At 63.1% G+C, this 23,474-nt stretch carries 23 protein-coding genes; 11 read left to right on the top strand and 12 right to left on the bottom strand.

Annotated features, from left to right (window positions below; genetic code table 11):
• From AArcSt11_RS01485 to serA, 4 genes are all read right to left on the bottom strand, one after another.
• A partial coding sequence (locus tag AArcSt11_RS01485; protein WP_250593903.1) for a PAS domain-containing protein occupies positions 1-1,714 on the bottom strand: 1,714 nt, incomplete at its 3' end.
• Positions 1,715-1,888: 174 nt separating this feature from the next.
• Positions 1,889-3,781, bottom strand: a complete 1,893-nt coding sequence (locus tag AArcSt11_RS01480; RefSeq protein WP_250593901.1) for an ATP-binding protein — start codon at positions 3,779-3,781, stop codon at positions 1,889-1,891.
• Positions 3,774-5,681: an ATP-binding protein gene (locus AArcSt11_RS01475; protein WP_250593899.1), complete on the bottom strand. Its 1,908-nt coding sequence runs from the start codon at positions 5,679-5,681 to the stop codon at positions 3,774-3,776. Before AArcSt11_RS01475 ends, AArcSt11_RS01480 begins: the two co-directional genes overlap by 8 nt.
• 89 nt (positions 5,682-5,770) lie before the next feature.
• A complete protein-coding gene (gene serA, locus AArcSt11_RS01470; RefSeq protein ID WP_250593897.1) occupies positions 5,771-7,360 on the bottom strand; it encodes a phosphoglycerate dehydrogenase in 1,590 nt (529 codons plus the stop codon).
• A gap of 93 nt (positions 7,361-7,453) precedes the next feature.
• Here serA and serB point away from each other — a divergent pair, with 93 nt between their 5' ends.
• Together serB and AArcSt11_RS01460 are read left to right on the top strand one after the other, a co-directional pair.
• Complete coding sequence (gene serB / locus AArcSt11_RS01465; protein WP_250593895.1) at positions 7,454-8,101, top strand: phosphoserine phosphatase SerB; 648 nt, start codon at positions 7,454-7,456, stop codon at positions 8,099-8,101.
• Positions 8,102-8,191: 90 nt separating this feature from the next.
• Positions 8,192-8,770 carry a DUF7090 family protein gene (locus AArcSt11_RS01460; protein WP_250593893.1) on the top strand — a complete coding sequence of 193 codons (579 nt, stop codon included), beginning with the start codon at positions 8,192-8,194 and terminating at the stop codon, positions 8,768-8,770.
• A 6-nt stretch (positions 8,771-8,776) separates the two neighbouring features.
• On the opposite strand, the gene AArcSt11_RS01455 is transcribed toward AArcSt11_RS01460, so the two are convergent.
• Both AArcSt11_RS01455 and AArcSt11_RS17190 read right to left on the bottom strand, forming a co-directional pair.
• Positions 8,777-9,553 carry a DUF7089 family protein gene (locus AArcSt11_RS01455; protein ID WP_250593891.1) on the bottom strand — a complete coding sequence of 259 codons (777 nt, stop codon included), beginning with the start codon at positions 9,551-9,553 and terminating at the stop codon, positions 8,777-8,779.
• Positions 9,553-9,642: a hypothetical protein gene (locus AArcSt11_RS17190; protein ID WP_434803487.1), complete on the bottom strand. Its 90-nt coding sequence runs from the start codon at positions 9,640-9,642 to the stop codon at positions 9,553-9,555. Before AArcSt11_RS17190 ends, AArcSt11_RS01455 begins: the two co-directional genes overlap by 1 nt.
• 630 nt (positions 9,643-10,272) lie before the next feature.
• On the opposite strand from AArcSt11_RS17190, the gene hemB reads away from it, so the two are divergent.
• Positions 10,273-11,253 (top strand): porphobilinogen synthase, encoded by a 981-nt coding sequence (gene hemB, locus AArcSt11_RS01450; protein ID WP_250593889.1) that lies wholly within the window; start codon positions 10,273-10,275, stop codon positions 11,251-11,253.
• Here the strand turns inward: hemB and AArcSt11_RS01445 are convergent.
• Complete coding sequence (locus AArcSt11_RS01445) at positions 11,250-11,726, bottom strand: cupin domain-containing protein (RefSeq protein WP_250593887.1); 477 nt, start codon at positions 11,724-11,726, stop codon at positions 11,250-11,252. The genes hemB and AArcSt11_RS01445 overlap by 4 nt on opposite strands.
• Positions 11,727-11,893: 167 nt before the next feature.
• On the opposite strand from AArcSt11_RS01445, the gene AArcSt11_RS01440 reads away from it, so the two are divergent.
• The 3 genes from AArcSt11_RS01440 to AArcSt11_RS01430 all read left to right on the top strand — a co-directional run bounded on the left by AArcSt11_RS01440 (position 11,894) and on the right by AArcSt11_RS01430 (position 15,483).
• The gene (locus tag AArcSt11_RS01440) at positions 11,894-13,447 is read left to right on the top strand and encodes a hypothetical protein (protein ID WP_250593885.1); all 1,554 of its coding nucleotides are present in this window, start codon (positions 11,894-11,896) and stop codon (positions 13,445-13,447) included.
• A gap of 42 nt (positions 13,448-13,489) precedes the next feature.
• Positions 13,490-14,230 carry an alpha/beta hydrolase gene (locus AArcSt11_RS01435; protein ID WP_250593883.1) on the top strand — a complete coding sequence of 247 codons (741 nt, stop codon included), beginning with the start codon at positions 13,490-13,492 and terminating at the stop codon, positions 14,228-14,230.
• 68 nt (positions 14,231-14,298) lie between these two features.
• A complete protein-coding gene (locus AArcSt11_RS01430; protein WP_250593881.1) occupies positions 14,299-15,483 on the top strand; it encodes an inorganic phosphate transporter in 1,185 nt (394 codons plus the stop codon).
• Between the two features lies 1 nt (position 15,484).
• Here the strand turns inward: AArcSt11_RS01430 and AArcSt11_RS01425 are convergent, their stop codons facing one another.
• Positions 15,485-16,858, bottom strand: a complete 1,374-nt coding sequence (locus tag AArcSt11_RS01425) for a hemolysin family protein (protein WP_250593879.1) — start codon at positions 16,856-16,858, stop codon at positions 15,485-15,487.
• Positions 16,859-16,955: 97 nt separating this feature from the next.
• On the opposite strand from AArcSt11_RS01425, the gene AArcSt11_RS01420 reads away from it, so the two are divergent.
• Together AArcSt11_RS01420 and AArcSt11_RS01415 are read left to right on the top strand one after the other, a co-directional pair.
• Entirely contained in the window at positions 16,956-17,213 is a 258-nt protein-coding gene (locus AArcSt11_RS01420) for a glutathione S-transferase N-terminal domain-containing protein (RefSeq protein WP_250593877.1), read from the top strand.
• Positions 17,213-17,731, top strand: a complete 519-nt coding sequence (locus AArcSt11_RS01415) for a peroxiredoxin family protein (RefSeq protein ID WP_250593875.1) — start codon at positions 17,213-17,215, stop codon at positions 17,729-17,731. The genes AArcSt11_RS01420 and AArcSt11_RS01415 overlap by 1 nt, the downstream gene beginning before the upstream one ends.
• Before the next feature lie 139 nt (positions 17,732-17,870).
• Here the strand turns inward: AArcSt11_RS01415 and AArcSt11_RS01410 are convergent, their stop codons facing one another.
• From AArcSt11_RS01410 to AArcSt11_RS01395, 4 genes are all read right to left on the bottom strand, one after another.
• Complete coding sequence (locus AArcSt11_RS01410; protein WP_250593873.1) at positions 17,871-18,740, bottom strand: ribose-phosphate diphosphokinase; 870 nt, start codon at positions 18,738-18,740, stop codon at positions 17,871-17,873.
• A gap of 62 nt (positions 18,741-18,802) precedes the next feature.
• Positions 18,803-19,228 (bottom strand): HIT family protein, encoded by a 426-nt coding sequence (locus tag AArcSt11_RS01405; protein ID WP_250593871.1) that lies wholly within the window; start codon positions 19,226-19,228, stop codon positions 18,803-18,805.
• A gap of 182 nt (positions 19,229-19,410) precedes the next feature.
• The gene (locus AArcSt11_RS01400; protein ID WP_250593868.1) at positions 19,411-20,046 is read right to left on the bottom strand and encodes a uracil-DNA glycosylase; all 636 of its coding nucleotides are present in this window, start codon (positions 20,044-20,046) and stop codon (positions 19,411-19,413) included.
• A complete protein-coding gene (locus tag AArcSt11_RS01395; RefSeq protein WP_250593866.1) occupies positions 20,046-20,288 on the bottom strand; it encodes a DUF7860 family protein in 243 nt (80 codons plus the stop codon). Before AArcSt11_RS01395 ends, AArcSt11_RS01400 begins: the two co-directional genes overlap by 1 nt.
• A 96-nt stretch (positions 20,289-20,384) precedes the next feature.
• Between AArcSt11_RS01395 and AArcSt11_RS01390 the strand changes: the two genes are divergently transcribed.
• The 3 genes from AArcSt11_RS01390 to AArcSt11_RS01380 all read left to right on the top strand — a co-directional run bounded on the left by AArcSt11_RS01390 (position 20,385) and on the right by AArcSt11_RS01380 (position 23,428).
• Positions 20,385-20,726 carry a CGCGG family putative rSAM-modified RiPP protein gene (locus AArcSt11_RS01390; protein ID WP_250593864.1) on the top strand — a complete coding sequence of 114 codons (342 nt, stop codon included), beginning with the start codon at positions 20,385-20,387 and terminating at the stop codon, positions 20,724-20,726.
• Between the two features lie 16 nt (positions 20,727-20,742).
• Positions 20,743-20,964 carry a DUF8151 family protein gene (locus AArcSt11_RS01385; RefSeq protein WP_250593862.1) on the top strand — a complete coding sequence of 74 codons (222 nt, stop codon included), beginning with the start codon at positions 20,743-20,745 and terminating at the stop codon, positions 20,962-20,964.
• Positions 20,965-21,067: 103 nt separating this feature from the next.
• Entirely contained in the window at positions 21,068-23,428 is a 2,361-nt protein-coding gene (locus AArcSt11_RS01380; RefSeq protein ID WP_250593860.1) for an alpha-amylase domain-containing protein, read from the top strand.
• Positions 23,429-23,474: the final 46 nt, after the last annotated feature.

Raw genomic sequence — 23,474 nt, 5'->3', positions numbered from 1 at the left:
CGTCCTGCTGAGCTTGCGAAGCAGGGCTCGAAGCATCTCGTGCTTCGGCGTCCTGCTGAGCCTGTGAGTCAGGGCTCGTGGAGCTGTGCTCCACGGCGTCCTGCTGAGCTTGCGGAGCAGGACTCGAAGCATCTCGTGCTTCGGCGTCCTGAGGAGTGTACGAGTCAGGGTTCGTGGAGCTGTGCTCCACGGCGTCCTGCCGAGCCTGTGAGTCAGGGCTCGTGGTGCCATGCTCCACGGCGTTCGAAAAGATGTTCTCGAGGAGTTCGAGCAGGCGGTCACGATCGGCGTTGATACTGCCGACATCGTCTTGGACGACGAGAGCCGCCTCTTCCGTGTTGAGGGTGTCCCACGCGAGTGCAGCAGCGTCAGCAATCGGCTCCGGACCGACTTCACCGACGATCTCGCCGTCCCGCGCGAGCGTCAGCAAGTCATCGCTCATCCGGTCGATCCGGTCGAGCGCCGCTTCGATTTCGCTGACAAGCTCGGGATCCGAATCCAGCAGTTCGAGATAGCCCTGTGCGACCGAGAGCGGATTTCGGAGGTCGTGGGAGACGATGCCAGCGAACTCCTCTAATCGCTCGTTCTGGGTCGCCAGCCGTTCTTTCCGCGCAGCACTATCGAGTGCCGTCCGGACGTTCGCAGCGAACACTTCCGCCAGCTCGGCCGCGGACTCGTCGAGAACCTCCCCAGTGTCGACAACGCCGAGGGCACCGTGGTGACCAAGCGGAAACGCGACGCAGGGCGGTGAATCCAGCTCGTCTATTGCGGCGTATCGACGGGTCCCCTCGTCGGGTGCCATGAACACCGGCTCTTCCATCTCGTAACAGGCCTCCAGCGTCGACGTGCACTGTTCGAAAGAGTCGGTTCCAGCCTCTGGGGCGGTCTCGAACGAAAGTTCCCTGCCAGTGTCCGTGATAGCGAGGACAACAGCGGGCATGTCGGGGACTTCAGTCGGGATCGCGGTCGCCACGTCGACGATTTCCTCCCGGCTCTCTGCCGCGACGAGCCGGCGACTGGCAGTGTGAAGCGTGTTGAGCATCTCCTCATGGCGACGCTGTTCGGTTACGTCACGCGTCGAGCCGACGATACCGACGACTTCGCCGTCATCGTCGCGGCGCGGCGCTTTCGTCGTACTGACCCACCGCCTTCGGCCTTCGTCATCGACGTATTCGTCGATGCTGTTTACGACCGGATCCCCCGATTCCATGATGTCTGTTTCCTCCTCGCGAAGGTCCGCACCGATCTCGGGAACGAGTTCGAAGTCCGTGAGCCCGATCAGCTCCTCGCGTGAAAGACCATAATGTTCCGCTTTCGCCTCGCTTACCGCCGCGAACTGGCCGTATTCGTTTTTGACGAATACACGATGTGGGATATTATCGAGGAGATCGTCGAGCAGCACCGCTTCCTCGGCAAAGGGCTCGATCTCCCCCGCCGCGTGGAGGAGGCGTTCCGCGACGAGATCGGCAAAACTGTCGTCAGTCCAGTCCTCCGATGGGAGACAGATGACATCGTCCGCACCGGCACGTTTTGCCGTGGGAGCAAACGTATCCGTTGCGTCGACTGTGACCGCGACGACCGTGGCCGACCCAATGGTGTCACTGACCCGACGAACTGCCTCGATACCGTCGACGTCCGAACAGTCCGGGACGACGATACAGTCCGGATCGGCCGACTCTGCCACGGATATCGAGTCGACGTGTCGGGTCGTCACCTCGTCGCTCAGCCCCTCGAGCGCATGATCGACCTGTGTAAGTACCCCTGCTGGATCTGCTACAAGGACGGTTGCTGAGATCGTATCACCCCCAGTGATCTGGTTAATGTCTATACGTTATCATTCGATGACAAAAAGATGTCGTGTTACTACTACCCATGGGCGGGGGAGAAACTAGCCACCAGTCGTGTCAATCTCGAATCGAGCACCCGTGTCCGAGAGTGCGGCGTCGTCGACTGACACCGACCAGCCGTGCGCCTCCGCGAGGGTCCGAACAATATAGAGGCCGAAGCCGGTTCCAGTATCACTGTTTGTATACCCTTGCTCGAACACTTTCGCTCGCTCCGTCTCGGGGATTCCCGGTCCGTCATCCTCGACAAAGAAGCCCGTTGGCGTTGTCCCGACCGTTATGACGACGGGCGAGTCCGTGGTCCCTGAGCCGTGCTCAACGCTGTTCGTGAACAGGTTTGCCAGCAGCTCGACGAGACGATCACAGTCGGCCTCGATCTGAGCGTCCCCCGACACGACTTCGAGCGTGGCTGTTGGTGTCGAAACCTCCTGCCACGCTGAACGAGCCACCGCATCGAGCGAGACGGAGGTCGTTTCGCCGACAACCTGTCCCTTTTTGGCGAGCGTCAGCAGTTCGTCGGTGAGTCGCTCCATCCGGTCGAGCGAGTGACGGATCTCATCTTTAATCTCGTCGTCGACCTCGGTCTGCGGGAGATACCCCTTTGCGATCGAGAGAGGGTTGCGGATGTCGTGGGAGACGATTCCGGCGAACTCTTCGAGTCGTTCGTTCTGCCTGGCGAGTTCCTGCTCGCGGGCACGCAGTGCTTCCTCGTGAGTCATGCGCGAGAGTGCCGTCTCGACGTTGGCGGCCAGTACGTCGGCGAGATCGATCCCGAACTCGTCAAGCGAGTCGCCGGTCGCGCCAAAGCCGAGGACGCCGTGGTCGCCGATCGGGACAGTGACAACGTGCGGTTCAAACTCCGGGATGTCGTCGATCTGAGTTTCCGTGCGAACGACGGGTGAGGCGTCGCTGGATGGGAGGTGAATATATTGCGATTGCCCAGTCTCGAACGCGCGCTGGAACCACTCTTGCTGTGCTTCGAACACTTTCGTTCCGTCGGTAGCCCCACCGGAGCAGACCGGTTCAACCCCGTCACCGTCGACCAGCGACACCTGTACGACGGGGAGATCTGGGATATCGTCCGCGATATCAACGACGATCTCCGCGATCTCCTCGCGGGACTGGGCACTCATCAGGTCGCGGCTCGCCGTGTGGAGCGCGTTGACCATCTGCTCCTGGCGCTTCTGATCCGACACGTCGACAGCCGTCCCGATGATTCCGACGACTGTGTAGTCGCTGTCGTAGCGGGGTGCTTTGGTGACGTTGATCCAGCGGTCCGACCCGAGCTCATCGGTATAGTGTTCAGTCCGATTGATAACTGCGTCCTCCGTCTCCATGATCTCCGACTCTTCGGCCCAGAGATCGCGGGCGTACTCCGGCGAGAACAGCTCCTGATCGGTGAGACCGATCATCTGTTCACGGGTGAGGCCGTACTCCTCGGCCGCAACGGAACTGGTTTCGGCGATCCGACCGCGGTCGTCCTTGATAAACACCTGATGTGGCAGATACTCCATCAGGGAGTCAAGCAACTCGCTATCGCTAGCGAATCCACCGCCCTTGCCAGCAGCGTATCGGAGTCGGCGAGTGACGGCAACCGGCATCTCCTCGGCGATCGTGATCTCCGGCGGGAGCGAGATGACGTCGGCAGCACCCTCATCGAACGCCTCCGAAACGAACTCCGTCGCTGGATCCCTCGCTACGACGACGACCGGGACATCTGGGAGTCGTAACCGGACCATCGAAAGCTGTCTGGCCCCGTCGATATCGGCGTCCAGATCGTGATATGTGACGACGATGTCGGGGTCGTGATCGTCGACCGCGTCCGAACTCGGAACCGATTCGACAGTCACTGCGTCATCAACCGCGTAGAGTGCGCGTTCGACCTGTCCGAGTGTCTCGACCGGATCAACCAGCAGTACGTCGATCTGCTCAGTCATCCGTCACCCCCGCGAACTCGAAGCGAGCACCGCTCTGGGCGTGTTTCGCATCGGTCACCTCGACAGTCCAGCCGTGAGCCTCCGCAAGCGTCTCCACGATGTACAGGCCAAATCCGGTACCGTCCCCGGCGGAAAAGCCCTGATCGAAGACACGCGACTGTTGTTCCTCCGGGATGCCCACACCGTCGTCCTCGAAGTAGAAGCCGCCGTCCATTGTCCCAATAGTGATCCGAATGGACGATCCGCTGGAGCCGTGCTCTACGGAGTTTTTGATCAGGTTTTCGAGTAGTTCGCTCGTCCGTGCTGGATCGGCCACAAACGTCCGATCGTCTCGGACATCTAACTCCGCTTCCCCGGTGTCGACGCTTTTCCACGCCTGCTCGGCGATCTCTCGAAGCGACACCGGTTCGGTGTTGCCGACGATCTGCCCCTGGCGGGCAAGCGTCAACAGTTCGTCGGTGAGCCGCTCCATCCGTTCGAGCGCCCACTGCACCTGCTCGCCGCTCTCGTCGTCCTCGTCGAAGGTCTCGGCGTACCCCTGAGCGACGGACAGGGGATTCCTGAGATCGTGGCTGACGATGCTGGCAAACTCTTCAAGTCGTTCGTTCTGTCTGGCGAGTTCACGCTCGCGCTCGCGGATCGCATCCTCTCTGGCGATGCGGTCGAGTGCGGCTTCGACGTTTGCAGCGAGCACTTCCATCAGGTCGACCGCAAAATCGTCTATCGGGCTGGTCTGTGACTCGAACCCGAGCACACCGTGCTCACCAAGCGGGAGCGCGACCGTAACGGGGTCGATCGAGTCATCCGCCTCGGATTCGGCGTACCCGACAACGACTGACGGATCGTTCTCCGAAAGCTGTACGATGAACTGCAGTTCGCCGGTTTCGTACGCGCGATCGAACCACTGCGTATATCGGTCGTAGATCGACATCGAATCGTCACTGCGACTTGTTGCAACCGTTTGTAGTGAGTCGCTGGACGCGTCAGCGAGAAGAACGTCGAGAACTGGCAGATCCGGGATTTCGTCGGCGATTTCGACTGCGGTGTCCGCGACACTTTCGGTGGCTGTTGCGGAGACGAGTTCGCGGCTTGCAACGTGGAGAGCGTTCATCATCTCCTCGTTGCGTTTCTGTTCGGTGATATCCCGTGCAGTGCCGATAATCCCGATGACTTCCTCGCCGTCGGGTCCGTATCGTGGAGCCTTGGTTGTGTTAACCCATCGATCTCTCCCCTCGTCGTCAACGAACTGTTCGACGTTGTTGATCATTGGCTCCTCGGTTGCCATGATCTCGTCTTCCTGCTCGCGCAGGGCACGTGCGGTCTCCGGGCCGAACAGATCGTAGTCGGTCATCCCGATCAACTGATCACGATCGGGCTTGTGCTCGCGAACCGAAACGTCGCTGATCGCCGCGATCCGGCCGACATCGTCCTTGATGAACACCTGGTGTGGAAGGTGTTCCATCACCGAATCGAGCAGTTCGCTGTCGGTCTGGAACGATTCACCTTTGCCCGCTGCATGGCGAATCCGACGCACGGTCACCACGGGACGATCCGTATCGATCCTGTTTTCGGGTCCAGTACAGATTACATCGGTCGCACCCGCTCCTAGCGCGCCAGTTACGTAGTACGCAGCTGGATCGATGGAGTGGATAACAACCGGAACTGAAGGGAGCTCCTCGCGAACCGCATGCATCAGATCGATGCCATCGACGTCTCTGGCCGTGTAATCGATTACGACGAGACAGTCCGGCTCGACGGAGGTCGTGGCGAGTTCATCGACGGACGAGACAGTCTCGACAGTAATCGTCTCGTCAGTCTCTCGGAGTGCACGCGAAAGCGGCCCGAGCTCATCGATCGGATCGACGAGCAGTACAGTCATCGGCTCGAGAGCGTGGGCCATGAGTGTCGTCTCCCTCTGATTTATTGCCCAGCATAAAAACAGTGACGGCGCTTATTATGTGGAATTAAAAGAGGAATAAACCCGCGGGGTCAGTCGTCCCGGCCGTCGAGTGTGATCTGGCGGATCTCGATGATCCGTGGGTCGTCTTCGAGCTCCTGACGGAGTTCCTCGGGGATACCCTGATCGAGGTTGTACACCGACAACGCCTCGCCCCCGATCGTCTCGCGGGCGTTGAACATCCCGGCAATGTTGACGTCGTGCTCGCCGAGCACACTGCCGATGTACCCGATCACGCCGGGTGCGTCCTCGTTGCGGGCGACCAGCATGTGGCCGAAGGGGATTGCGTCGACACGGTAGCCGTCGATTCGGACGATCCGTGGATCCTCACCGGCAAACAGCGTCCCCTCGACGGTAATCTCCTCGTCACCGTCGCGGACGGTCACCGCGACCAGACTCTGGAAGTCCTCACTCTGTTGGCTCTTGGACTCGGTGACGTCGATACCGCGCTCCTCGGCGATCGAGGGTGCGTTGACCGCGTTGACGCGCCACTCTAGCGGGGCGAATACCCCTTTCAGCGCGCTTGCTGTCACGAGATCGACGTCCTCATCGGCGATCTCACCTTCGTAGGCGACTTCAATCTCTGAGATGCGGTCACCGAGCAACTGGGCAGCGACCTTTCCGGCGGTGTCGGCCAGATCGAGGTACGGCTCGACGCGCGGGAACGCGCTCTCGTCGATCGAGGGGGCATTCAGCGCGTTGATTACGGGTTCACCGTGGAACGCGGCGACGACCTGATCCGCCGTCGAGACGGCGACGTTCTCCTGGGCTGCCTCGGTGCTCGCACCCAGATGTGGTGTCACGATGACGTCGTCGACGTCGAGCAGCGGGTTATCGGGCGAGACCGGCTCCTCGCCGAAGACGTCGACTGCCGCCCCGGCCATAACGCCCTCATCGACTGCACGGGCGAGTGCGGCCTCGTCGACGACGCCGCCACGGGCGCAGTTGATGAGGTAGCCATCCTCGAGCTTCGCGAGCTCGTCGTCGCTCAGCAGGTTTGCGGTCTCATCAGTCAGCGGGACGTGGACCGTCAGCAGATCCGCCCGTTCGAGACAGCCGTCGAGGTCGACGAGCTCCGCGCCGATCTGCTCGGCACGTTCGGTGCTGATGTAGGGGTCGTACGCGACCAGATCCATGCCGAGCGAGGAGAGCTTCTTTGCGACTTCCTGGCCGACGCGGCCGAGACCGACGACGCCGAGGGTCTTGCCGTTGACCTCGGTACCGAGGTAGTCGCCCTTGGCCCACTCACCGTTCTTGAGGCGCTGGTGTGCTTGCGGGATCGACCGAGCCGTCGCAAATGCCATTGCAACCGAGTGTTCCGAGGCCGCCCGGACGTTTCCTTCCGGTGCGTTGGCGACGATCACGCCGTGGTCAGTGGCGGCGTCGATGTCGATATTGTCGACACCGATGCCAGCACGGCCGACGATGACGAGTTCCTCGGCGGCGGCGAAGACTTCCTCGGTGACTTCGGTGCCCGAACGGACGATCAACCCGTTCGCGTCGGCGACTGCTTCGAGCAGCTCCTCACCTTCGACATCGTACGCCGTTTCGACCTCGTGGTCCGCATCGCGGAGCCGGTCGAGACCGGCGTCAGCGATCGGGTCGGTTACGAGTACCTTCATATCCGTGGGATTGCCCGGGGTAGGGATAACCCTTTCTTCATCGCCGCGAGCAAAATCGCACCCTTTTCAGTCCTGCTGGCCGAACGTCCGGTAATGACGATCGTCGCATTCGACTTTGACGGCACCCTTTCGGACTCGGAGATGACAGTACTGCTCGGCAACCAGTGTGGCGTCGCCGACGAGATGGACGAGATCACCGAACGGGCGATGAACGACGAGATCGAGTACGCCGAAAGCCTGCGCAGTCGGGCCGCGCTCCTCGAGGACCTCCCCGAGGAGAAAGCCGACGCCGCCTACGATGAGGTTCGGCTCCGCGAGGACGCCGCCGAGACGATCCGCCGACTCAACGAGGCTGACGTCTACACCGCCATCCTCACCGGCGGCTTCGAGCGCGGTGTCGCTGCAGCGCTTTCCCGGGAGGGCGTCGAAGTCGACGAGATCGTCGCCAACCGGCTGCCCGTCGAGGACGGTGCCCTCTCCGGGGAGGTCGAGGGACCGCTGATCGAGGGGACCAAAGACGACGCGCTGGCGAACCTCGCAGAGCGAGAGGGTGTTGAGATGACTGACACGATCGCGGTCGGCGACGGCGCAAACGATCTTCCGATGCTCGAAGTCGCCGGACTGTCCGTCGGCTTCGAGCCGAAAGCGGCCGTCGAGCCCGCCTGCGAAATCGTCGTCGAGAGCTTCGAGGAACTACAGGATGTCCTCGCGGCGGACGGAGTCCTCTCGACGGAGTCGTAACCGGGCCACTGCAACCGGACATACGGAACTGTCGACCACTGAACCGCCGTTACCCGCAGGCTTAAGACGGTTCACCAGTTTTCGACATGTATGGATTACGCGCTTGCAGTGGACGGAACGCCGGAGACGATTCCCGGCGGCACCGGCGTACTGTTGCTTCATCCAAGCACCGGTGAGACGGATCGGATCGACACCGACTTTCTGAAGACGGATACGGATCACTTCCTCGTCATCTCCACTCGAACCACTGCCCGCGAGGTCAAACAGAAACTGGAGTACTACGACGTCGACGAGACCCGCGCAGAGATTCTCGACACGCTCAGCGTCGAGCGGGGCTACTCCCGACGAACCGGCGACTCGGTGCACTACGTCGGATCGCCGGACGATCTGGACGGGATCATCGAAAAGGCCGAGGAGTTTCTCGACTCCCACGACGGCAAGCTCCGGATCACACTCGACTCGATTACCGAGTTGGCCTACTACGCGGGCGAGGATCCGGCGCAGGAAGCAGTGACGCGCCTGCTCGGATTGCTAGACGATCACGATGCGGTTGGCCTGTTCCACCTCTCGAAGGAGGTCCACCCCGACGAGGTACTCGAGAGCTACCGCGAGCAGTTCGCCGGCGTGATCGATCTGGACGAGGACGGCGAGACGACAGTCGAGTTCTGAGCGGAGTCAGCGCTGCTCGAACGTCTTTTCGGCCCACGCTACGGCGTACTCGGCCCCCCGGTCCCGGTACACGTCGGTGTCCAGCGCCGTGTACGGTGCCGGGAGCTCCAGTGCGTGCTTGATCGAACTGCAGGCGAGTTCTGTGGCATCGGCGAAGTCGGTATCGCCGTGTGCCATCGCGCCCGGAAGCCCGGATAGCCGCCCCTCGATCCGCTCGCCGGCGTCCTGCCACGCTTCGCCCAGCCGCGGCTGGGTGTCGAGCCACTCGGCGAAGATCTCCCGCGTCTGCAGTCCGAGCCAGCCATCGTACAGCGCGGCAGCGACCTGATACGTGCCGTTCGGGCCGAGATCGACCGCGGCATCGAGGTCCCGATACTGCTCGCCGTAAAACCCCAGAAATCCCTCGGGGACACCGAGCCCGACTTCGACGAGTGCCTCGGCGATCAGGAAGTCGACGAAGTCCTCGGGCGATCCCTGGACTCGGGGCTTAACGATGACAACGGGCGGCTCAGTCTGGTGTGTCCACGCGACACTGCCGTCGCCGGGCAGTCCGATGGTGAAATCGGACCCGGCGTAGCGTCGAAGTACCGTCGGCGCATCGTTGGGAAGCCAGTCGGCGGGAGCGGTGTAGGGGTCGAGCGCGTCGACGATCAGGCCCAGATCCTCGGCCTGTGCGGACGGGACCGTCTTGAAATCCGACGCGGCGTCGACGACGATGGCCGCCGGGGCGTGCGCGTCGCGGACAGCATCGAGATCGTCTGGGAGATCACGTACCTGGAACATCAGGCGAGCAGGTTCTGCAGGATCAATGCGACAGCGAGCACGCCCGTGACACCGATCGTTCCGACGACGATTTTGGTAGCCTGACTCATATTCGATGGGAGGTGGGCCGGTCGCTTAAAGGCTTTCAGATACGTCCTCTCTCAGTCATTGACATCCTCCTCCACCTGAAGGTGGAGGAATCCCGAGCGGTAGGAGTTTCAGGTTTGCAGTCCAGTCATCGGACTACCAGCCCTTCCGGGCACAGGTAGTCCCACGGTATCGGACTGGTGGACTGCTGGCAGTGCCAAACCGCCGTTACCCCTATCTTCGACCGTGTACGGCGTCCCAGTGTTGTTTTTGCCACAGGGACGCCAGCAGGTGTCAGCAGAGTCGGGGGTATCGTGGTGCTCGCTTTCAGCAGTCGGCACAGACACACCCTTCGGAGATGTGCGTTCACCGACTGCCGTTTCGGATATTACCTCGTTACGTGGGCGGACAGGCCGCCTCCGCAGGACGGTTCGGAATCCGCTCCGTTCCGACCGATTCCTACGTCTCGATAGGTCGGCCTGTAATTTAAATGTCACCGTAGGAAACTCAGGGCAGGCGTTTGAACGGTGGGACGTTCCGAGAGTGACGGCGCGTATCCACGGCCTGAAGGCCCTAGTATTGCGCCTGTTCAGCGTATAAATCCGTTGCCGAGCGAACGATGGGATTTTGCGCTCGCCGAACCAAGCCCGGGTATGGACCTCACAGACCGCCCCCGTCGACTTCGCCGCGACGGGATCCGCGAACTCGTTCGGGAAACGGAGCTTGCGGCGGCCGATCTGATCGCGCCGGTGTTCGTCGACGCGACGACCGACGAGCGCGTCCCCATCGAGACGATGCCGGGCCACGAGCGCGTCCCGCTTGAGGAAGCCGTCGACCGGGTCGAGGAGGTGCTCGAAACGGGTGTCAGCGCCGTCATTCTCTTTGGAATCCCGGAATCGAAAGACGCCCGCGGCACTCGGGCGTGGGCCGAGGACGGCGTGATTCAGGAGGCGACCCGACGAATCACGGCCGAAACGGACGCCTACGTCATCACCGACCTCTGTCTGTGTGAGTACACCGACCACGGCCACTGTGGCGTGCTCGAAGACGCCGCCGCCGAGGAGCCACGGCTGACCGTCGACAACGACGAGACCCTGGAGCTGCTTTCGCGGATCGCCGTCTCACAGGCCGAGGCCGGTGCGGATATGATCGCCCCGAGTGGCATGATGGACGGGATGGTCGCCGCCATCCGCGAGGGGTTAGATCGCGAGGGCTTCGAGGACGTGCCGATCATGAGCTACGCGGCCAAATACGAGAGCAGTTTCTACGGTCCCTTCCGGGACGCCGCCGACGGCGCACCAGCGTTCGGGAACCGGCGCCACTACCAGATGGATCCGGGGAACGCCGAGGAGGCGATCCGTGAAGTCGACCTCGATGTCGAACAGGGCGCGGACGTCCTGATGGTCAAGCCCGCGCTGCCGTACCTCGATATCGTCCGGGACATCGACCGGGAGTTCGACCGACCCGTCGCCGCCTACAACGTCAGCGGCGAGTACGCCATGCTCCAGGCCGCCGCCGACCGGGGCTGGCTCGACCTCGAGGCCACTGCACTGGAGTCGCTGGTCTCGATCAAACGCGCCGGCGCAGACCTGATCCTCACTTACTTCGCCGAAGACGTCGCCGAGCACCTCTAGGGCTGCTTGGCCCCACAGTCGGTACAGGTGAACTGGAACTGCCCCTCGACCAGCCGCGTGTCCTGGGTCGTCTCTTCGTCACACTCGGGGCAGTACAGTCGAGATTGCAGGGCATCCCAGTCGTGGCTCGCACCCGGCGCACCGAGCGCCCAGCCGACCACGCGCTCGTCGCCGTCGTTGTACCCCTCCTGAAACTCGCCCGGCGAGATCCGGATCAGCTCGCCCGCCGCGACATCGACGGCATCGCGCTCGATGCCGATGTCGAACGTTGCGACGCCCTCCTCGATGTAGAACACTTCCTCCTGGTCGTGGTGGGCGTGCAGTCCACCGGAAAACGACTCGTCCGGTTCGAGTTCGAAGTAGTTCATCGCAAAGTCCGTCGTCCCGAGCGCGTCCGAAACGGGTTTGCGGACGCTATGGACACCCAGCGGACTGAGCTGGTCGTCAACCTCGTCGATCCGAACTTTCTCCATACCGTTGGCGTACGGACGACCGTCGAAAAGAGCTGTCGCCGATCGAAGTCGATTTTCGCCCACTACCGGTTTTTCACTGTAACCATGGGGACCCCCGATAAAAAAGGTGGGGTGGCGGTTGAACGGACCGAGAAACGTGTATTTAGGTATGCGCAGCGCGAACAGGAATGGAGAGACCGATGTTTGACAGCGATACACGGACCGTCGGCGAGCTCGAAGCGGCGGTCGGATCCTTCGAGGAGACGCCAGCCGAAGCACTGGACGAGGACGAACGTGGCCGGCTGGTCGACGCGCTCGTGGCGCTGGCCGACGCGTACGGCAGTCGGGGCGAGCTCGACGAGGAAACCGAGATGCTGGAGCGACTGGAGCGGCTCCACGAGGAACACCCCAACGCCAACATCGACATTCACCTCGCGGCGGCACGGGCAAACGCGACCGCGGTGGACGCACGCGATGACATCTACGAGACTGGAATCGACCCGGAACGAATCGAGAGCCACCGGGAGGCCATCGAGGAGCTGTACGCGGCACGGTCGGAACCGACGATCGCCGGACCGCTCGCGCAGGCGACCGCGGAGACGATCCACGCGTACGGCAAAGCCGAGGAGTCCGGACGGATCGGGCCGCTGCTCGACCGACTCGAAGCGATCTACGACCGCCACGAGGTGACCGAGGTCGCAGCCGCGGTCATGCACGGCTACGCCCACGCGGAACGCTATCTCGGCGACGCCGAGTACCTCTCCCGGGCGGAAAACCTCTACAGTGCCCATCCCGACCGGGACGTCGCGGTCGGTCTCGCGGGCGTGCTTGCCGGGCACACCAACGTCGATGCCGCCAGCGAGGACGTCGAGGCGATCGAACGCCGAATCGCGCGGATCGAAGCCCTCGCCGAACAGTATCCGGCGGTCGAAGCGGAGATCGCTCGCTGGCTCCCGATCGCGGCGGCCAACGCGACCCGCGCGAGCTTCGAGCAGGCCGACTACAGCCGGATCGAACACTGGGGCCGCAAGACCCTGGAGTACCACGACCGGCTGAACACGCCGACGAGCGCAACCTGGGCAGCCGTCGCGACGTTTTACTCCGCCCGGGCGTCGTTTTTCGATGCCGACATCGAGGCGGGCGAAGACAAGCTCGACCGGCTCAGAGCGCTGGAATCGGCACACAATAACCCGATCTTCGAGCACTGGCTCGGCCGCGGGATGTTCGATGCGGTGAGAGCCTACGTCGAGACCGGCCGTGCTGAGCGTGCACAGGAGCTGGCCGACGAGCTCGCCGAGTACGCGGAGGGCCATCAGGATCAGACACAGATCGAGTCCGGGCTGGAGAGTCTCCGGGAGCAGGCACCCGAGATCTTCGAGGGGGACGGCGTCGCCATCGACATCGACGAGCCGGGTGGTGGAGCCGCCGAGCCCGACACCGGAGAACCGGCGACGAACGGTGCGGCTGTCGATCTGAGCCCCAGCCAGCCCGACGAGCAGGCCACCCTCGAAGGCAGCCAGGAGCTCAGCGAGGCGATCGATCTCCTCGACGACGGGGACCACTCGCATGGCTCCTGTGAGTCGGGCGGCTGTGGGGACTGCAACTCCGACCCTGACTACGGAGAGCCAGCCAGCGGTCCCGTTATCGCGGCTGGGCTGCTCGTGCTCGTCGCCGTCCTTGCTTCCGTCGTCTACGCCGGCTATCGGCTCGTGAAACTCGGTGCCTCAGGCTTCCGGAACTGACTCGGCGGCGGCTTTTTTTATCCCACCGCTCGCGTATCCGGTATGTGGAAACGGATCGCGGTCGTCCTCGTGCTCGTCCTCGCGCTGGTCGGCGGCGGCATCGTCCTCTACTTCTCGACGCCGTACGAGGGGTCCGAGGCGTCTATCCAGTCCGTGCAGGACGACCCGCGCGTCGACGTCGAGACGACCGATGGAGTCAGCGTGCTCTCCCCCGCCGACGGTGACTCCGAGGTCGGCGTCGTCTTCTATCCGGGCGCACGGGTTGCGCCGAACGCGTACTACCGATCGCTCGCACCGCTCGTTACAGAGGCGAACGCGACGGTCTACATCGCCGAGATGCCGCTGAACGTCGCGCTGCTCGACGCCGACGCGGTGGACGATATTCGCACAGACGAAGACCAGATCGAGACGTGGGTCGTCGGCGGCCACTCGCTCGGGGGTGTCGCGGCTTGCAGCTACGCCGCCGAGGAAGACGTCGACGGGCTGCTCATGGTTGCCTCCTACTGCAACGACGACATCAGCGATCGTGATATCGCCGTCCTCAGTGTCACCGGAAGCGCGGATACCGTGCTCGACTGGGAGGACTACCGCGCCAGCAAAGCGGATCTGCCCGCCGCAACCACGAGCGAGCAGCTGCCGGACGTCAACCACACGCAGTTTGGCTCCTATCACGGCCAGCGCGGCGATTCGGCGTCACCACTGACGTACGAGGAGGCTCACGATAGATTCGCAGCGGTCGTCGTGCCCTGGATCGAGGCGCGCGCTGTCGAGGGGCAATCCTGACTCCGGCCAGTCGGAGCGACGGGCAGGACGGTAGACACTTATAGGACCCACCGGTAAGCCCGGGGTAGATGGTCGACGCCGCGACGCTGGCGACACTGGGTATCGCGTGCCTCGCGAGCCTCTTTATGGCCTGGGCGATCGGTGCCGGGTCGAGCGGCTCGACCCCGTTTGCACCGGCAGTCGGTGCCAACGCAGTCTCTGTAATGCGAGCGGGCTTTTTTGTCGGATTGCTCGGCTTTGCCGGCGCTGTCTTGCAGGGTGCAAACGTCTCCGAGGCGGTCGGACGGGAACTGATTGCCGGGGACGTGACGCTATCGGCGACTGCGGCAACGCTCGCGCTGATCATCGCCGCAACGCTCGTGGCGATCGGCGTCTTTACTGGCTACCCGATAGCGACGGCGTTTACGGTTACTGGGGCCGTTGTCGGCGTCGGACTGGCGATGGGCGGCGACCCGGCGTGGGCGAAGTACGCCGAGATCACGACATTGTGGGTACTGACTCCCTTCGTGGGCGGCGGGATCGCCTATGGGACGGCGAAACTCCTCCGAAACGAGTCGATCTCGGAACGGTACGCAGTCTCCGTACTCGGTGGGCTCGTCGGGCTGATCCTCGCGAACATCGAGTTCGTCGTCCTCGGCCCGCCCGGCGAGGGGGCGACGCTCGCTGCGACAGTTGGTGCGTCGGTCCCAGGTCCAACACTTGCCGGACCGCTCCTCGTCTCGCTACTGGTCGCCGCGTTCGCTGGTGGGCTGCTGTTCCGCGAGATGGGGCATAACGCCGAGCGGGGCGAACGGCGGTTCCTGCTCGTGATGGGTGGGTTGGTTGCCTTCTCGGCCGGTGGCAGTCAGGTTGGGCTGGCGATCGGCCCCCTGCTCCCGCTGCTGGAACCACAGGGCATCTCGATCACGGCAATCCTCGTCGGCGGCGGGATCGGTCTGCTCATCGGTTCGTGGACCGGCGCACCGCGGATGATCAAGGCGATCGCCCAGGACTACTCCTCGCTCGGGCCGCGCCGATCGATCGCCGCGCTGATCCCTTCCTTTGCGATCGCACAGACTGCCGTCCTTTTTGGCATCCCCGTCTCATTCAACGAGATCATCGTCAGTTCAATCATCGGGAGCGGCTACGCCGCGGGCGACGGCGGCGTCAGTCGGTCCAAGATGGCGTATACCGTGTTCGCCTGGGTTGCTTCGCTGGTCGGGGCGATTGTCATCGGCTTTGGCGCATTCTCGGTCATCGATCTCCTGCTGTGAGCTACTCGTCGTTGTCGTCGTCACCATCGTCAGTGTCAGTCTCGGCCTCGAACTCCTCCAGACGTGCCTGCTTGATTCGCGTGTTCTCGACTTCCTCGACAGTGATCCGAATCCCGTCGTACTCGATCTGCTCTCCCTCCTCGACGAGCCGTCCCGCGCGGTTGAACACGAACCCAGCGACGGTTTCGAACTCCTCGCCTTCGGGTAGATCGATCTCTAGGGCCTCGTTGACCTCGTGGATGTTGACCTCCCCCTGAACGACTGCTCCGCCGTCGACATGCTCGATCGGTTCGTCCTCGCCGCCTTCGAGGATTTCGCCGACGATCTCCTCGACCATATCCTCCATCGTGATCAGACCCTCCGTCGTCCCGAACTCGTCGATCACGATCACCATGTGCATTCGCTCCTCGCGCATCTCCGTCAGCAACTCGTCGACGTTTTTCGACTCGGGAACGTGCAGCGTCGGACTGATCAGATCCTCGAGGTCGAGTTCGTTTACGTCCGCCTCGCCGTAGTTGACATCGCGGACTAGATCGCGGATGTGGACGACGCCGACCACGTTGTCGAGACTTCCCTCGTACACCGGTACGCGTGCGTGGCCGCTCTGGACGGCGGTCTGGATCGCTTCGTCGACGTCCGCATCGACCGGTACAGCGGTCATGTCGAGCCGCGGCGTCATTACTTCCTTTGCGATCGACTTGTTGAACCGGAAGATACGCTGGAGCATCTCGTGTTCTTCCTCTTCGATGACTCCCTCACGTTCTCCGGTTTCGATCATGTCCTGAATCTCGGAACGGGTGACGTAGCCGGACTCGATCGCGGCCTGCCCGCCGGTGAGCTTGTTCACCTGCCGGGTGAGGACGTCGAACGTGACGACCAGAGGGAGGAGAAGATAGCCCGAGAGCTTGAGCGGGCGCGAGATCCGCAAGGCCCACGACTCGGTGTTCTCGACGGCGTACGATTTGGGCGCACTCTCACCGAACAGCAGGACGACGGCGGTGATCCCGAACGTCGCGACAGCGACCGCCGCCCCCTGACTGAGATACAGCGCCAGGAGACCGGTCGCGATGGAGGACATCGCGATATTGACGAGGTTGTTACCGACGAGAATCGTTACCAGCAGTCGGTGGGGATCCTCCTTGAGTCGCTTGAGCGTCGCGGCACCACGTCGCCCCTCCTCAACCAGCACGTCGGTCCGATAGTCCGGCAACGCGAACATCGCGATCTCCGAGGACGAAAAGAACGCGGACAGACCCATCAGGACGACCAGCGTAGCGACTCCGACGATAGTGATCGTCGAGTCGGTGAAATCGACACCGAGCAACGAGAACCCGACCAGAGCTGACTGCAGAATCGACGAGAGGGCGAGACTCATGTGCGGATATCTTGTCTATCGGGTAAATTAACTCTTGTGAGGGGACCGCAAGGTGCACCATGCCAACGTTTTCGATGCTGCGGACCTACCATTCGGTATGAGCGACACAGCGATCACGGTGTACCGGCTCCAGGCCTGTCCGTTCTGCGAGCGAGTGGTTCGGACGCTGGACGGACTCGATCTGGACTATCGGTCCCGGTTCGTCGAGCCGATGCACTCCGACCGGAACGTCGTAAAGCGGGTGAGCGGGAAACGATCGGTCCCCGCGCTCGTCGACGAGCGGACGGGCGTCACGATGTCCGAGAGCGGGAACATCGTCGAGTACCTCGAAGGGACGTACGGAGGTGAGCACTGATGGCCGATCTCGATTTCGACGTCGTCGAGTTGCCCGAACGCGAGCACGTCGAGGCGGGCGAGGTCGCACCCGACTTCACGCGCCCGCTCGTGAACGACGAGTTCTGGGAGGACCGGTCGCTTTCGGAATTGACCGACAGCAGCCCGGTGCTCCTGGTCTTCTACCCGATGGACGGCGCGTTTCCGGCGACGTACATCTGGAACGAGCTGCGCGATCGGGCCTGGGAGGAGCACTACGACGTCCGGATCGTCGGTTGCTCGATCTCCGATCCGTACGCCCACAAGCAGCTGATAGCGGATCGGGAGATGGACTACGATCTATTCAGCGATCCGAACAACACCATTGCCGTCGAGTACGGGATTCCACACGATCTCGACGGCATGACGGGCGTGTCCGAACCGCGTCCAGCAGTCTTCCTGCTCGACGAGGAGCGCGTCGTCGAGTACGGGTGGGTCGCCGGGGAGTGGCCCGAGTTCCCCGACTACGACGCGATCGAAGCGGCACTCGGTGAGCTGTAGGGGCGACGGAACTGTGGGCAAACAGGCGACACGTAGAGAACACGACGCGGTGCGTCGCACAGCCGCGCAGACCAGCGTCGTGTCGGCGATGTCAGAGCACGGCGGTGTTGGCCGCCCGATCCCGTATAAACGTCCGCCCTCAGAACTGCTCTTCGAGCGCGTCGGCGATCACTGGCGCGGCGCTGACCGCGCTGTGTGGACGCTCGATCGTATCAGTGCCGTAGATCGCATCGACGCCGGCACGCGAGAGCTTCGTCACAGCGTTTTCGGCGAGTAGGGGGTGAACGCAGGTGACGAAGACCCGGTTCGCGCCGCGCTCGTGGAGGATCCCGACGGCTTCGCTCATCGTGGAGCCGGTGGCGATGATGTCGTCAACGACAACCACGTCCCGCCCCTCGACACTGGCGTCGCTCGGCGATATTTCGACTTCGGTCCCCGAGTGGCGGGTCTTCTCGAAGTAATCGACCGCACCCGTCCCGGCAGCCTCTCGGGCCGTTGTGGCGAGGGCGATCGCACCGGCGTCGGGCGAGAGAAAGAGCGGCTCGACCAGCTCGTCGGGGAGCGGTTCGGCGAGCCGTCCTGCCGCGCTGACGGCAGTGGCACTCGGCTCGAAAAAGTCACAGACGGCCTCCTCGTGTGGGTCGATCGTCAAGACGTGGTCAGTCCCGGTGCTGATCGCCCGAGCGACGGCGCGAGCTGAGACCGGTTCGCCGGAGTCGAACGCCCGATCCTGCCGTGCATAGCCCATGTACGGGAGGACGGTGACGATCTCCTCGAACCCGGCTTCGCGGGCGGCGTCCTGCAACTGGAGGAGTTCGAGGTGTGCGTCGCTGGTCGGTGTGGAGGCCACGACGATCGCGCGTTCACTGTCTTCCGGTGTTACGTCGCCGATGCTCGCCATCACCTCGCCGTCGGGAAACCGATCGAACGCGACCGGCGCGAGCGGTTCGTCGAGCAGCTCGGCCAGATCGGCCGCGAGCGACTGGGAGTGGCGTCCGCTGAGGATCATACCCGATGGAACTCCGCCATCGGTTAAACGCGTTTTCGTTCGCGTCAGTGACCGCCCACGGATCAGGCCCGGGCTTTGATATCTGCGACGATGTCGTCGAGATCGTCCTCCGAGAGGTCGGGGCGCTGGCCCGCGATGGCGTGGACCGGCGCGCCGCCGTCGCCCTCGAAGCGGGGAATGATGTGGCCGTGAACGTGGGGGACTTCCTGGCCGGCTTCCGCGCCGTTGTTGAAGGCGACGTTGGAGGCGTCGGCCCCGACGGCGTCCTCGACGGCCGGAACGAGGTAGTGAAGCGTGTCGAACACTTCGGTTCCCAGGTCCTCCGGGAGGTCGTTCAGCCGCTCGTGGTGGGCTTTCGGGATCACGAGCGTGTGGCCGGGCGCGAGCGGGTTGGCGTCGAGAAACGCCAGCGTCTCGTCGTCCTCGTACACGGTGCGGCTGGGGATGTCGCCATCGACGATCGAACAGAAGATGCAGTCCTCGCTCATACGCCACACGTCGGCGGCCGGTAGCAAAAACGTTGTCCAGCCAGACGGGAGCTAGTCGTCGATTCGACAACCGCGGCTCCAACATCGAGGTCAACCGCCCCGACATCTCACTAACTACAATTTTCGAAGTATATTACTACCGTATTTGTATCGATTTACTACAACTTTCGAAGTAATCGATATTACCCGGCGAGTGCGTCCAATCGCTCGGCGAACGTCGCGACGTACTCGTCGGATTCGTACCCGAGTCTGGCGATCCAGATATCCTGGTACGAGGGGTGCAGGATTGGCAGGACAGCGGGCTCGATGCTCGCCGACTCGACTGGATCGAGGACGCAGTCCAGAAACCCATCGAGCGAGCGGTCGGCGAGCGCGAACACCGACCGGCTGGCGTGTTTGCCGGCAGGAACGATCACATCGGGATCGATCCGGTCGAGTTCGGTGTCGAGATGCCTTCGACAGGTCCGACACTCCTCGTCGGTCGGCTCGCGGTTCGATCCGTCCTCGGCTTCGGGAAAGCACTTGACGGCGTTAGTGTAGTACACGTCATCGCCGTAGCCCGCCTCGTCCAGAAGGCGGCGGATCCGCCTGCCGGAGTGGCGTGTCGTGAACGCCTTCCCTGTCCAGTTGCCGCCGCGCCATTGCTCGTCGGGAGCCTCGTCCGGCGACAGCCCCGCACCGGGCGCTTCGCCGACGACCACGACGCTGGCGTCGAGCGGCCCGGTCCCCCACGAGATACACTCCCGGGAGTCGACGAGTGCAGGACACCGCTCACAGCCCGGTTCGAGGGCGTTGCGCGTAGTCGGGAACTCGACCATTACTCGGTCAACGGGAGGACGATGCCGAACACGACTACCGAGAGGAACGCGACGACGACGCCGAGCGCTTCCATATCAAAAAAGAGTGTATGCACCCAGCCCGGGACGTCAGAGAGCACTATGCCCGCGAGCAGTAGTTCGCCGACGACGCCGACGAGGAACATCCCGAGGCCGAGGAAGAACCCGTACTTCGTCAGCGTGGGGTAATCGAGATCGCCGTACCGACCGGCTCTGTGTGCCATATCTCCTGTGGTCCCCCGATTCATTATAAACTTCTCGGTAGCGATGTCGAACATGTTCGTAGAAATCGGTACCCGGACGGCGACCGAACGATCGATATGGGATCTACGGCCGGAGACCACGACCACAACGACCCCGATCCAGTGACCGAACGCGTTCACGACAACTCCTGGTCGGCGAACCTCGAAACACCACGCCACGCCGACGATCGGGAGCTCGTGATCGAACAGGCAATCGAGGCCGTCGAACACACGACCGCCGGGAATCACGTCAATCTCGTCACGCACGGCGATCACGGCCATCCGAGCGAATATCTCCACGACCGACTTGCCGTCAAGTTCCCGGAAGCCACCGTCGAATACGTCGACCAGTGTGGCTGTGGCGGCCACGTTACCCGTGTCAGACGGAGACAATCCGACAGAAAGAGCCATAACGGTTGAACGACTCGGACTGAATATGCAACCCGAAGTACTGGTCGAACTGGTCGCGTACCTACTGTTGGCCGGTGTGGTAACTGCCGTCGGTATTGCCGCAGAGATCAACAGTTACGTCTACCTGACCAGCGGTGAGACGACCGTCGCACTCTGGCTCGCGGGGATGGGGCTGCTCTGTCTGTACGCGGGCGTCTACATGCTCGGCTACGGAAAGCTGTTGCCAGCGATCCGCGACGCCGTCTGAGCCGGGTCGGCAGCCGGGTCGGCAGCTGTCACGTCGGGAGATCGAACTGCGACGAAATACATCAACAGCCTTTTTGCTGAGTGGTCGATTTCTGTAACAAACCATGTCAGAGGGGAACACAGGAGTACACCGCCGCGACGTGCTTAAGGGGATCAGCGGCGCGGCAGTCGCGTCCGGCGTTGCCTCCGGAGCCAGCGGGACAGTCGCTGCAGGCGACGCACCCGGCGAGACGACGATGCTCCAGTACTTCCACACCGACTGGACGGAGATGGAGGCCAATATGTCGACGGTCGCCGACGCCGGCTTCGACGCCATCCACGTGCCGGCACCACAGGAGAGCGTCCTCACCGAGGACGATCAGGGCGATGAGCACCCCGAATACGGCCCAAACTACCCGTATCATCCGCCGCTGGGCTATCAGCCGTTCGACCGCACGTCGCTCGACAGCGAGTTCGGCACCGAAACACAGTTCCGCTCGATGATCGACGAGGCCCACGACCAGGGCATCGACGTCATCGTCGACATCGTGCTCAATCACAACGGTGCCAGCGTGCCGCTCGATGACTTCCCGAACGTCGACTCCGAGCATTTCTATCAGGAGGGCGGAATCGAGGGATGGGAGTACGCCTTCGATCCGAACGACGACGACTGTTTCGAGGATGGCGAGCCGAAAGACCCCAACCGGTGGGAGTGTGACCCCTGGCGGATCGAACACCACGATCTGGTGGGGCTCCCGACGCTCGACTGGACGACCGACACCGTCCAGGATCTCGCCTACGACTACCTGCAGTTGATCGCCGACTGCGGGGCCGACGGCGTGCGCTGGGACGCCGCCAAACACATGCACAACTGGGTGTTCGAGGACTTCCTCAACCCGTGGGCCGACGAACTGGGCCTGTACACCGTCGGAGAAGTGCTGTTCGGTCCCATCGGGTACATCGACGAGTACGCTCAGACGGGAATGGACATCACCGACTACGCCCTCTTTTATACGATGCGGGAGGAGGCGTTCACCACCGGTGGCGACTTCCGGACACTCGATGGCGACGACGCGGGCTACGTCGCCCAGAACCCGTTCCAGTCGCTGACGATGATCGCCAACCACGACAGCGCGCCGCCGGAACTCGAAGCACTCGCCCGCGCGTTCATCCTCACCTACGAGGGCTATCCCCGGGTCTACAACTACCTGATCGACTTCGACGACCCCGGCCTGCAGAACCTGCTATGGATCCGCTCGACCCTGCTCGGTGGGTCCGCGATCACCCGCTACGTCGACGAGGACGTCATCATCTACGAACGCGAGGACAACGCCGTCGTCGCGCTCAATAAAAGCGGCAGCGAACGAACCGAGGACGTCTCCGTGCCCTGGACCGACGAACCGCTCCAGGAGTACACCGGCAACGCCGACGATACCGAAGCCGATGCGGACGGTTGGTCAGAGATTACCGCACCCGCCGGCGGTTGGGCCGTGTACGCGCCCGAAGATGCTGCCGGGGATCCGCCCGTCGAAAACGACGACCTCGACGGTGGCGGTGACGACGGCGGCGACGGCGAACTCACGCTCCGGATAGACGCACCGACCGCGGAGGGCGAATCCGTCTACTTCACCGGCACCGTGTCCGAGTTGACCGGCTGGGGAACCGGTGTCGAGGGGACGAACGTCGACGGCGACACCTGGGAGCTGACGATCGACGACCCCGGCTCCTTCGAGTGGAAGACGCGTCGCGGCCCGTCCGCCGGCGACGGCGATGTCTGGGAAGACGGGAGTAACCACACGAGCGAGACCACGGCCCCGTCGCACCAGGGCTGGGAGGACGGGTTTGACGGCACGAACGATGACGGTGACTCTGACGACGGTGGTTCCGACGACGGTGGTTCCGACGATGGTGGTTCCGACGACGGTGGCTCCGACGATGGAGGTTCTGACGATGGTGGCTCCGACGACGGTGGCTCCGACGATGGAGGTTCTGACGATGGCGGCTCCGACGACGGTGGCTCCGACGACGGTGGCTCCGACGATGGAGGTTCTGACGATGGCGGCTCCGACGGCGGTGGTTCCGACGATGGCGGCTCTGACGACGGTGGTTCCGACGACGGTGGTTCTGACGATGGTAGCTCCGACGACGGTGGTTCTGACGATGGTAGCTCCGACGACGGTGGCTCTGACGACGGTGGCCCCGATGACGGTGGCTCCGACAACGGCGCTAACGGTGAAGCAGATGAGAGCGACGCCGACGCTGACGACGACGACGTGAGCGCCAGCGAGTCCGAGACCGACGACGGTGATGACACCGCGGCGGAGGACGAGACGAACGACAGCGACGCCGGCACGCCAGAAGACGATACGGGACCGGCTGACGACGACCTCCCCGGCTTCGGCATCGGTGCGACGGTCTCGGCGATCGGCGGTGGATTGCTCGCTGGCAAGCGTCTGCTCGAAGACGATACCGGCGACAGCAGCTGATCGGCAATACACCGACAGCCGGAGCGGGCTACCGATTGCCCTTTGG

The sequence above is a fragment of the Natranaeroarchaeum aerophilus genome (genome assembly GCF_023638055.1).
Classification (GTDB): domain Archaea; phylum Halobacteriota; class Halobacteria; order Halobacteriales; family Natronoarchaeaceae; genus Natranaeroarchaeum; species Natranaeroarchaeum aerophilum.
This window is presented reverse-complemented; position numbering and strand designations above follow the sequence as displayed.